Here is an 11,346-nt window from a genome sequence, read left to right as displayed (position 1 = left end):
TATTTTGACATAGCGGTTGTGTGACCTGCCCATGGGTGAATGCATATGATGTCTATGACATTGAGGTGGAAGAAGGAGAGGGCTATGGCGAAGAGCAGCAAAGGAAAAGGCCCCAAAGGGCGTAAGCCGTTATTTTACGTGGATAATCCGAACGCATCGGAGTTAAAATGGCTCGAGGAATTGAAGAAGAAGAAACCAGCTACACCGGCGAAAGCGGGTACAGCTGACAAGAAGCCGGTGCAGGTGAATGGGGCAGCGTCGGCATTGGAGCAAGAAGTGTCTGTAGAAGAACAGCACAATCAAGAAACAGAAGTTGTGCAGCAGCCGGCAGCTGAAGCGGCGACAGTCTCTTTTGAGGCGGTTAGCACGTCAACGGTAGAAGCAGTGGAAGCGAAACCAGAGCCAGCTGCAGAAGCTGTGGTGGAACAAGCGCCACAGCAAGCACCTAAGCAAGCACCAAAGCAAGCACCAAAGCAAGCAGAAGCAGCTGACGCAACTGAAGCAAATCAAGTAACTCAAGCAGCTCAAGAAACTCCAGAAGATACAACGGTCCTTGAAGCCAAGAAACAGGAAGAAGAGCTCCACACGGTATACATGGAAGAGCTGCTTCAGCAGGAGCTCATCAAGAAAGAAGTCATGCTCGAAGAGAAGCGCATGCCAGATTCACCACTACCGTTCATACACACCGATGATATCGCGGATGATGCGATTACGACTGAGAAGCTGGCTCATAGCGCAGTAGATTCCTCGCGCATTAAGCCTGGCAATGTAATCACACAGACGATTGCTGATTTTGCCGTCGAAAGCATTAAAATAGCCGATGGCGCAATCACCTCCTCGAAGCTCGCTTCGGAATCCGTTACGAGCGATCACCTCGTGAAGAATGCGATATCTGGTGCGAAGATCCGCGACCGCTCCATTACCAGCGAGAAGCTGCGCGATAACAGCATTACATCCGAGAAGCTGGCAGACCGTACCATTAGCGCGGATAAGCTTGCCGAGGGTTCGATTGAAACGAAGCATCTTAAGCCGATGATCGTGACAACAGAACTGCTAGATGATCAATCCATTACGTCAGGTAAACTGAGAAGCGCTGCAATTCGTACGGAGAACATTGCCAATGAAGCGGTTTCGACTTCGAAGCTTGCCGAAGGCTCCGTAACACGATCCAAGCTGAGAGATGGCTCCATAACTAGCGAGAAAATTAGCAGCGGCGCGATTGAATCCGGCCATCTGCAGCCAGGGTTGCTGCTCGCAGAGCATGTCTCTTCTGGCGTGCTGCGGGGAAAGCATCTGGCACTCGGCGAAATAACAGCAGAGCATCTAGTCGAGGGCGCGGTAGGAACGAGGGAGCTCCAGGCCGGAAGCGTAACAACGGAAATTCTCGCGCAAGGGGCGGTCGGATCGGCGGAAATAAAGGCCGGAGCCGTTAGAACACAGCATGTTACAGATGGAGAAATCGTAACGACGCATTTGCGTGATCAAGCGATTACGACGCCAAAGCTGTCCGACTTCTCGATCTCGACAATTAAACTCATCGACCAGGCGGTAACATCCTCCAAGATAGCAGATCAAAGCATTACAACAAGCAAGCTGACCGATGATGCGGTTCATGGCAAGCATCTCAGCAGGCTGACAATTAGCGGCGACAAAATCATTAGCGATGTGATCGAAGAGCGCCACATGAAAGAGAATTCGGTCGGCTCCAGACAGCTGATTGCAGATAGTATTGAAGTCGCCCATCTTTCTGCGAATGCCGTCACGGACCAGAAGATTGCTCCGCAAGCCGTAAAGCAAGTTCATATTAGCGGCGCGGCGGTAGGGCAAGTGCAGCTGGCTGACGCATCGGTAATCGAGCGCAAGCTCGCCGATGGAAGTGTAAGCAGCACGAAGATTGGCGAGCTGGCGATTCAGACGAAGCATATCGCTGATGAGTCCATCACCTTTGACAAAATCTCACCTGAAGCGATTCGTGCTTTCCACTTGTCACCAGGAGCAGTGACGGAGGAAGCGATTTCGCCGGAAGCAGTAGGGGCTGTGCATTTGCAGCCGGGCCTTATCGACGCTTCGCACCTGAGCGAAGGGGCTATCGAAACGAGTGCGCTGCAAGACGGGGCGGTCAAATCCATCAAGCTCGCGAGCGGCTCAGTCACGGAGCGGCATTTGGCAGCAGGTGCGATCTATTCTCACCACTTGGCAGACCATATTGTCAACTCGGTGAAGCTGTCTCCAGAGAGCGTGTCGACGGATAAGCTGACCGATTGTGCAGTTACTTCGAGCAAGCTGGCTGACAGCAGCGTAACAACGGCGAAGATCGTGAATGGTTCAGTAACAAGTGATCAGCTTGCTCCTGGGACGATTACACGCAAGCACCTGACGAAAGGTGTTGTGGATGGCGATCATATCGCGAGCGGCGCAGTTGGCGAGAGGCATCTGGCTGGCAGCGTTATCGGTAGCAATTCGCTTGCCTCCGGTTCTGTGACGAGTGAGAAGCTAGCAGCAGGCTCGGTGAACGGCAGTCATTTGGCGAACGAAGCGGTTGGCAGCCAGCATTTGGCAGAGCAGTCGATCTACGGCGTGCATTTAGCGCCGGTGAGCGTGCATGAGGTGCATCTTGGCAATGATTCGGTGACCTCCTCGAAGCTGGCTGAAGGCAGTGTAGCAAGCTATCATTTGCAAAATGAATCCGTCGGTTCACGAGTTATTGAGCCATCTGCGATTCGCAGCCAGCATGTAGCGGCAGCTTCGATCGACACGAATCATTTGGCTGAGTCGTCAGTGGGCAGCAATCATTTGAAAGTCGACAGCGTGATGCAGATTCATTTGACCGACGAGTCGGTTGGCACCGATCAGTTGACCAATGAAGCGGTAACGAGCGGCAAGCTTGCGCAGCTGGCGATCAATGGCGACCATATTCAGCTCGAGACCATTGCGGGCAAACATATGAAGGCAGAGTCGATCCAAGGCTATCACATTCGCAAAGGCTCCATTACGCAGGCGCATCTGGCATCGGAGTTCTATACGTTTGAGAAAGCGCCGGACAGCATCATTCATGGCAGCAAAATCAAACGGGGTACCGTGGGCAGCGACCTGCTGAGTGATGGAGGGGTTAACAGCGCGAAGCTGGCGAGCGGTGCAGTCGGATCGGAAGCGCTTGGCACAGGCGCTGTCGGCGAGAAGCATCTGCAGAACGGTGCGGTCACTCTTGGCAAAATCGCATCGAAGTCCATTACGGCAGCGCACCTGACTTCCAGTTCCGTTGGCAGCGAAGCGATTGCAGATGGAGCAGTTACGAACAGCAAGCTGGCAAACGGAGCCGTTGGCGTTGAAGCGCTTGGCGATGGCGTTGTCGTCAGCTCGAAGCTGGCGGCAGGAGCGGTTGGCGCAGAAGCACTCGGTGAAGGCGTTGTTGGCAGTGCGAAGCTGGCAAGCGGAGCTGTTGGCGCAGAAGCGCTCGGCGACGGCGCAGTTGTCAGCGCGAAGCTGGCGGCAGGCGCGGTTGGCGCGGAAGCGCTGCGCGACGGCGCGGTTGTAAGTGCGAAGCTAGCGAGCGGAGCAGTTGGGGCCGAAGCGCTGCGCGATGGCTCAGTCGTCAGCGCGAAGCTGGCGGATGGAGCGGTCGGCAAAGAAGCGCTGCGCGATGGCGCGGTCATTGGCACGAAGCTGGCAAGCGGAGCTGTCGGAACCGACGCGCTGCGGGGCGGCGCGGTGGACAGCTCGAAGCTGGCAGCAGGTGCGGTTGGCAAGGAAGCACTGCGCGATGGTTCGGTTGTGAGCGCGAAGCTGGCGGTTGGCGCTGTAGGTGCAGAAGCATTGCGCGATGGCGTCGTTGACGGTGCGAAGCTGGCAGGCGGAGCAATTGGCGAGCAGCATCTGCAAGATGGCGCAGTGACAGCTGTGAAATTAGCTGCAAGAGCGATCGGGGCGGGCCATATCCTTCCGGGCTCGGTGGGCAGCGAAGCAATCGGCGATGGCGCGATTATAACGAATAAGCTGGGCGACGGTGTTATTACTGGTACGAAGCTGGCACCTGGAGCCGTTGGCGAGAACAGCTTGCAGAACGGTGCGGTTACGCTTAGCAAGATCGCTGCTCGTTCGTTGACGACAGCACATTTTATACCGGGATCGATCGAAAGCATCGTATTGTGTAACGGTGCAATAACCGGAGAGAAGCTGGCTTTTGGCGCAGTAGGTACGGAAGCTTTGGCAGACGGAGCTATTACAGCAGATAAGCTGGCACCGGGACTGCTCGAGCAAGAGCAGCTAGAACTGGTCGACGGCAGCGTAACGGAGAGTAAGCTGGCAAACGGTGCGGTACAGGCGAGCAAGCTCGCGGAAAGCGCAGTGCAGTCCAGCAAAATTGCGGACGGCGCAGTCGTGGCAAGCAAGCTGGCAGATGGTTCTGTTGACAGCGCGAAGCTGGTCGACTGTTCAATTAGCAGCGACAAATTGATCGACGGCTCGGTAACAGCGAGCAAGCTCGGCGAAGGCGTAGTAGGAGCAAGCAAGCTGGCAGATGGATCGGTCGGTAGCGCGAAGCTGATCGACGGCTCGGTAACAGCGAGCAAGCTGGGCGAAGGCGTAGTAGGAGCAAGCAAGCTGGCAGATGGATCGGTCAGTAGCGCGAAGCTGATCGACGGCTCGGTAACAGCGAGCAAGCTCGGCGAAGGTGTAGTAGGAGCAAGCAAGCTGGCAGATGGATCGGTCGGTAGCGCGAAGCTGATCGACGGATCGGTAACAGCGAGCAAGCTCGGCGAAGGCGTAGTAGGAGCAAGCAAGCTGGCAGATGGATCGGTCGGTAGTGCGAAGCTGATCGACGGCTCGGTAACAGCGAGCAAGCTCGGCGACTTCGTAGTAGGAGCAAGCAAGCTGGCAGATGGATCGGTCGGTAGCGCGAAGCTGATCGACGGCTCGGTAACAGCGAGCAAGCTCGGTGACTGCGTAGTAGGAGCAAGCAAGCTAGCGGATGGTTCGGTGGGCAGCGAGAAGCTGATCGACGGATCGATAACAGCGAGCAAGCTCGGCGACTTCGTAGTAGGAGCAAGCAAGCTAGCGGATGGTTCGGTGGGCAGCGAGAAGCTGATCGACGGATCGATAACAGCGAGCAAGCTCGGCGACGGAGTAGTAGATGCAAGCAAGCTAGCGGATGGCTCGGTGAGCAGCGAGAAGCTGATCGACGGATCGGTATCAGCGAGCAAGCTCGGCGAAGGCGTGATAGGAGCAAGTAAGCTGGCAGACGGTTCGGTAGGCAGCGAAAAACTGCTCGACGGATCGGTGACAGCGAGCAAGCTTAGCGACGGAGTGGTAGGAGCAAGCAAGCTGGCAGATGGTTCAGTCGGCAGCGAGAAGTTGGTCGACGGCTCGGTAACGGCAAGCAAGCTCGGCGACGGAGTGGTAGGAGCAAGTAAACTGGCTGATGGTTCAGTCGGCAGCGAGAAGCTGATCGACGGCTCGGTAACGGCAAGCAAACTTAGCGACGGAGTGGTAGGAGCAAGCAAGTTGGCTGATGGTTCAGTCGGCAGTGAAAAGCTAATCGACGGATCGGTGACAGCGAGCAAACTTAGCGACGGAGTGGTAGGAGCAAGCAAGCTGGCAGATGGTTCAGTCGGCAGCGAGAAGCTGATCGACGGCTCGGTAACGGCAAGCAAGCTCGGCGACGGCGAGGTAACCGGAAGTAAACTGGCATATGGCTCGGTCGGCAAGGATAAGCTGCTCGAGGGTTCAGTCAGCACGGAGAAGCTCGCTGACAACTCAGTAACCGCGAGCAAGCTCGCTAACGGAGCAGTCACTGGAGATAAGATTGCGCTAGGCTCCATTACAGCAGCACATCTGGCGCCAAATGCAATTCCTGCTCCTGTTGCTCCCGCAAGCACTGGATTCGACACCTCGGCTTTGAAGGATGGCAGCATCGGTGCAGAGAAGCTCGGCTTTACACCTGTGACGACGGTGAAGCGCCAAGCGCCGGTCATCCAGCAGTTTGGCCTTGCACCGTACAATTTCCAAGGCAGCATGGGAGAGCTGCTCGATATTACGATCGGCTTCGATCAGCCGTTTAGCAGCCCTTCATACGTGTTTGTCGCTACGACGGATCAGCCTTCCTGCTTTGCGGTCATTAAGACCAAAACAGCCGCAGCCGTACAAATAACGATTGTGCGTACGCGGATTACCCCGGAACCAATCGGTCTCGTGAACTGGATTGCTATCGGCCACTAGACAACTGAATACCGCATAATAACAAGCCGGAGAGCTCTCAAAAAGAGCTGCTCCGGCTTTTTGATTTTCGCGCAATGCTACCTGCCATCAATAGAATAATTACTAGATTCCATGTCGATTTATATGAACAAACAAGAAGCGAGGCGTACGCCTTGACGTACAACAGCCGTTCCTCTTACTCTCAACTAGCCATACACTATGTGGTAAAAAGACAGTTTAACAAGAGGTGAAGGTGTCCATGAAGCCTATCGTAAAAGCCGGCTTGCACACTCATAAAGGGATGTTCCTCTCGCCAAAGCGGCCACTTCCGATTGGCACTGATCCAGCTAACCTGACGGGAAGCCGGAAAGCTTCATCGCCATCATCACCTGCACAAGCTGCCAGCAGAGCGAGCGTGAAGAGCATGCAGCGGAAAACCGCTCTTCGCCGCACGAGCAGTAAGACCGCACGGGCCGCTGCCAAAACCGCACCGGCACTAGCATCAACATCTGCCTCGAAAAAACGATCGCATAAGTTGCAAGCTTCAGTATCAGTTCGCACTAACTCCCGCAAGTCGCTCGTTAAAGACACGATGCGAGCAGCATTTAATACGCCGCCTGCGATGGAAATGCCAGTGTTGCTGCCAATCGAAGCTCGAGCAGCTGATTTACCTGTCGTGTCGGTTATCATTCCTGTCATGAACGAGCGCCGTACCATTAGCCGCGTAATCGAACAAGCAAAGCTAGTTCATCCGAGCAGCGAAGTGATCGTCGTCATTAACGGATCTACTGACGGGTCGGCTGCGGTTGCCAAACGCAAAGGAGCCCGGGTCATCCAGTTCGAGAAGCCGCTCGGCCACGATGTGGGACGAAGTGTAGGCGCAGCGGCAGCAAGAGGTCAGGTGCTGCTGTTTATTGACGGCGACATGGTCATCCGCGCTTCGGAGCTGCGGCCTTATATGAATGCGATTTTGCGGGATGGGGTCGATGTGGCGCTCAACAACTATTCAGGTCCGACGAACAAGGCGAACGTACACAGCGTTGTTCTCGCCAAGCATGCATTGAACGCGATGCTAGGCAGGCCAGATCTGAAGGGAACGTCCATGACGGCTGTGCCCCATGCGCTGAGTCGCCGTGCGCTTGCCGCTATCGGAACGGACGCGCTGGCAATTCCGCCGCTTGCCCATACGAAAGCGGTGCAGCAGGGACTAGCGGTGATTCCGGTCAAACGAATCAACGTAGGGAAGCTGAACCTGCCGCGGGCGAAACGGGAACGGTTGAATCCGCTGGAGTTTCTCATCGTCGGCGATCATCTGGAGGCCATTGATTGGCTCGCGAAGCAAACGGATGAGCGCGGCGGCTATGTGGATGCAATGCGAAAACGTGAACTGGCGAGGTGATGGCATTGATGCGATCTGGTAAGAGCAAACGCGCGATTAGCAGCGGAAGAGGGAGACGACCAGGCAAGTCTTCGGGCGGCTCGCATCATGCTGCGTACACTGCCGGTTATGGAGAAGGCATAGCGCTGAAGCAAAACGAAGGCGGAGGCCTAAGCAATCATGAAGCGAAGCTCCGCATGAACGAGCGTTGGACGAGAAGATGTATGGCGAAGGAGCTTACAGCTGCGACGTCGGGCAAAAGAATGCAGGAGGGCCGCGCGTTCGCCAGCGGATTCGCCGCCGCACTCGGGCTGCCAAACGCAAACGGAGGGTGGCAGCCAGCACCGCTTACGAGGAGCGCTGCGGCAGTCGTGCGCGCAGGGGCGGATGCAATTCCGGCCAGCATCAAGCAGCTGCTGCGGCTGCCGCTCACGGAGATCATTGTCGTGCAGGAAGGCGCGAGCGAGACACAGTTTGCGGAACTCAGGGCGCTTCCGGAGATTAAGATTTTGAATCCTGGGGAAGCGATTGGAGCTGATGTTTGGCGCGCTGTCGGAGCAAGAATGACGCGAGCGGATATCGTGCTGTTCGCCGACGCCGCGCAGCTTATTGAAGCAGAGAAGCTGGCGCAGCTGCTGGCGGCTGCCCAGGCGGGGGCGGATGTCGCGCTGGTCAGCTACGCATCGCGGCTTGGCCCGTTCCGGGAGTGGGATGATCTCATGCGCGTGAGAGCTTTCGTAAATTGGTCGCTGGGTCGTCAAGAGCTAGGTGTAAGCTCCGTGGGGCTACTGCCGCACGCATGGTCGAGAGCCGCGATAGAGTCAGTCGGAGTGAAGACACTCGCCGTCCCGCCGCTTGCTCATGTAATCGCCCTTCAGCAGAGACTTCGGGTTCAAGCCTGCTCCATTATGAAGCGTACAAACGGCAAGAGCTCGCCAGCATGGTCGCCATTGAGTCTCAGCCACACACAGGAGTCGAAGCAGGTTGTATTCGGAGACCACATTGAAGCGCTGCGAGCTGCAATGAAGCTGAAAGGCGCAAGGCTTACGATGCCGGATCATTCCAGGTGCCGCAGCGCGGCAGGAGGCGCTCAGTGATGAATGGAGTAACGAGCATCATCATTCCTACCTTCAACGGCCTTGCACTGCTGAAGGAAGCGATCTACGCCATTTGGCAGTATACCGACCGAACGCTCACACCTTATGAAGTGATCGTGGTCGATAACGGATCAAGTGACGGCACATGCAGCTGGTGCATGGAGGTAGGTGTCCTCTGCCTGTCATTGCCTAGGAACATCGGCTTTCCGGCTGCGTGCAATATGGGGCTGCGTATTGCGAGCGGCGAGTTCCTCATGCTGCTCAACAACGATGTCACCGTATCGGCGGGCTGGCTGCCGGCTTTGCTGCGGACGCTGAACGCGCGCGAAGATATCGGAATAGTCGGTCCTGTGACGAATTACGTGAGCGGCAGGCAGCAGGTCGAGTACCCATTCACGACAATGGAGGAGTTCCACCTTGCAGCTGCGGAGGCGTTAGTCAGGGAAGCGGGGATGGCGGATCCGATGTACCGGCTTGTCGGCTTCTGCTTGCTGTTCAAACGCAGCCTATACGAGCGGATTGGCGAGCTGGACGAACGGTTCTCGCCAGGCCACTACGAGGACGACGACTACAGCTTGCGAGCACGGATGCACGGCTACAATTTGCTCATGTGCAAGGATGTGTTCGTTCATCACAAAGGAAGCGTCAGCTTCAAGCGGAAGGATCCGAAGGAGCTGCAGCAGCTCGTTGAGCGGAACCGGAGCCTGTTTATTGCAAAATGGCAGGTGGACCCTGCGACGTTCTTGTAACAGTTACTTAAGGAGGTCATGGATTTGAAAGCTGTCATCTTGGCAGGCGGAACGGGAACCAGACTGTTGCCGCTGACGAGGCTGCTCAACAAACATTTGCTTCCGGTCGGGAAGCTTCCCATGATTTGTTACAGCATTAACAGCCTCAAGGAAGCAGGAATAACAGACATCATGCTCGTTACGAGCCGTCATGCAGCGGGAATGTTTACGGCTTTCCTCGGAAGCGGCCAGGAGTACGGCGTGTCCCTTACTTATCGAATTCAAGAAGAAGCGGGCGGAATCGCACAAGCGCTGACGCTCTCTCAGTCGTATATTGGGGATGAATCCAAATTCGTCGTGCTGCTCGGCGACAATTTGTATGAGGAATCGCTGCGATCGCATTTGGATGCGTTCACGCAGCAGCAAGACGGTGCAATGGTGCTGCTCAAGCAGGTACCAGACCCGGAGCGCTATGGAGTTCCGGTGTTTGACGAGAGCGGGCGCATTACGTACATCGAAGAGAAGCCGCCAAACCCGCAGACAAACAGCTGTGTGACAGGCATTTATATGTATGACAGCAGCGTGTTTGCATTCATTGCGACACAGTCGCCATCGCAGCGTGGCGAGCTGGAAATAACCGATGTGAACAATGTGTACGCCAGCAAAGGAAAGCTCGAATACCGCCATTTGACCGGCTGGTGGACAGATGCCGGTACATTCCAGTCGCTCCATGAAGCAGCGATCAAAATGATGGGGGATGAGCCATGAGCAGAGGCTCGCGTGTAGGCTCCGGCATGACGATAAGCGCGAACCGCGTGCTGCTGACCAAAGTCAGGCAGCCGTCTGTAACGACAAGCAAAGCCCAATCTCAATCGACAGATACACCGATAAAATCCACCTCAGGAGCAGGAGTAGGAGCCGTGCAGAAACCGATATTCAAACGAAAGCCCACTTCATCCGTAACTCGCCCGATTACAAGGCCTCGCCTGCAAGGCGCGAAGCGAAGAATAGGCGGCAGGAAGCGTCCCCTTGGTGGAAGACTGAACAGGCGCAGACGGAAGACGCCAACGATTACGCATCCGCCTGCTGAACATCGGCAATATCACGACAATGCGTTCTCGGCTGGCTATGAGCTTGGCAAGTATGAAGGCGGCGAGCATATGCTCGAACAAGCGCTGCCCCTTCAGCTACTGCTGCCGGAAATCAGCCTGCAGGAGGTCATTGCGCTAGGTGCCTCCCAACTAGTTCCGAGGTGCTTGCCGCTGCTCGGCGTGCATGAGGTGTACGGGGAGATGGAGCAGGCAATCCATGAACGCAGACCATGTTCGATCGTTCGGCTTGGCGATGGTGAGCTGCTCACACTCGCGCAGGACGTTGTTTACGATGCTGACACGATTAGCCGCGAAGGTACCTTTCTTCCTTACGCTGGCGTCGTTCCACCGGATCTTGAGGCGCGCGAACAGCTCGTGCAAGCGATTCGAGGAGCAGGAATCGTCGGTGTGCCCCAGTCGCGGAGGAAGCATTTTCACCCGCTGCTGCATGCTGTGTTACGCGCGAACCATATCGACCTTGGCCAACTCAGACTCACGAGCTCGACCGTGAACTATGCGCTGCAGCAATCCGGTCTGCTTAGCCGTCTGCTCGCAGGCAAGAATCTGCTCGTTATCGGCAACACCGCGCCGGCGCTTGTGCATGTGCTGGCTCAGCACGGGTGCACCATCTCCGGCATGATTACACCGGTGCGAGGCGTCAAAGATGTGGATCGCGTCGTGCAAGAGGCACACGGGGTACATTTCGACCTTGCACTCGTATCTGCAGGCATTCCGGCAGTCATCATATGTACGCGTATTGCGAATGAGCTCGGCAGGGTCGCGCTTGATTTTGGCCATATGGCGGACTCTATCGTGAAAGGACAGCTGACCTTGTAACCGGCGAAAGAACAGGAGCGTGA

At 56.1% G+C, this 11,346-nt stretch carries 6 protein-coding genes; all 6 read left to right on the top strand.

All coding sequences use genetic code 11. The features are described 5' to 3' along the window. Nucleotides 1–84 precede the first annotated feature (84 nt). The 6 genes from BMY11_RS12215 (at nucleotide 85) to BMY11_RS12190 (ending at nucleotide 11,323) form a co-directional block, all read left to right on the top strand. Nucleotides 85–6,213 carry a WIAG-tail domain gene (locus BMY11_RS12215; RefSeq protein WP_177182609.1) on the top strand — a complete coding sequence of 2,043 codons (6,129 nt, stop codon included), beginning with the start codon at nucleotides 85–87 and terminating at the stop codon, nucleotides 6,211–6,213. Nucleotides 6,214–6,451: 238 nt separating this feature from the next. Next, nucleotides 6,452–7,591, top strand: coding sequence for a glycosyltransferase family 2 protein (locus BMY11_RS12210; protein ID WP_256217430.1), 1,140 nt, complete (start codon nucleotides 6,452–6,454; stop codon nucleotides 7,589–7,591). An 8-nt stretch (nucleotides 7,592–7,599) separates the two neighbouring features. Next, a complete protein-coding gene (locus BMY11_RS12205) occupies nucleotides 7,600–8,667 on the top strand; it encodes a glycosyltransferase (protein WP_090575921.1) in 1,068 nt (355 codons plus the stop codon). Then, on the top strand, nucleotides 8,667–9,416 hold the full coding sequence (locus BMY11_RS12200; protein ID WP_090575919.1) for a glycosyltransferase family 2 protein: 750 nt from the start codon (nucleotides 8,667–8,669) through the stop codon (nucleotides 9,414–9,416). Before BMY11_RS12205 ends, BMY11_RS12200 begins: the two co-directional genes overlap by 1 nt. 24 nt (nucleotides 9,417–9,440) lie before the next feature. Next, nucleotides 9,441–10,163 (top strand): sugar phosphate nucleotidyltransferase, encoded by a 723-nt coding sequence (locus tag BMY11_RS12195; protein ID WP_090575916.1) that lies wholly within the window; start codon nucleotides 9,441–9,443, stop codon nucleotides 10,161–10,163. Then, the gene (locus tag BMY11_RS12190) at nucleotides 10,160–11,323 is read left to right on the top strand and encodes a GT-D fold domain-containing protein (RefSeq protein ID WP_256217429.1); all 1,164 of its coding nucleotides are present in this window, start codon (nucleotides 10,160–10,162) and stop codon (nucleotides 11,321–11,323) included. Before BMY11_RS12195 ends, BMY11_RS12190 begins: the two co-directional genes overlap by 4 nt. Nucleotides 11,324–11,346: the final 23 nt, after the last annotated feature.

Source organism: Paenibacillus sp. OV219 (assembly GCF_900110075.1).
Taxonomy (GTDB): Bacteria; Bacillota; Bacilli; order Paenibacillales; family Paenibacillaceae; genus Paenibacillus_Z.
Note: the sequence above shows the minus strand (reverse complement) of the source record. Positions and strands in the feature narration are given on the sequence as shown.

What these genes read in the sequence shown, in the direction of transcription:
- BMY11_RS12200 (WP_090575919.1), top strand. Translation starts at nt 8,667, where the DNA reads ATGAATGGAGTAACGAGCATCATCATTCCTACCTTCAACGGCCTTGCA.
- BMY11_RS12205 (WP_090575921.1), top strand. Translation starts at nt 7,600, where the DNA reads ATGCGATCTGGTAAGAGCAAACGCGCGATTAGCAGCGGAAGAGGGAGA.
- BMY11_RS12215 (WP_177182609.1), top strand. Translation starts at nt 85, where the DNA reads ATGGCGAAGAGCAGCAAAGGAAAAGGCCCCAAAGGGCGTAAGCCGTTA.
- BMY11_RS12210 (WP_256217430.1), top strand. Translation starts at nt 6,452, where the DNA reads ATGAAGCCTATCGTAAAAGCCGGCTTGCACACTCATAAAGGGATGTTC.
- BMY11_RS12190 (WP_256217429.1), top strand. Translation starts at nt 10,160, where the DNA reads ATGAGCAGAGGCTCGCGTGTAGGCTCCGGCATGACGATAAGCGCGAAC.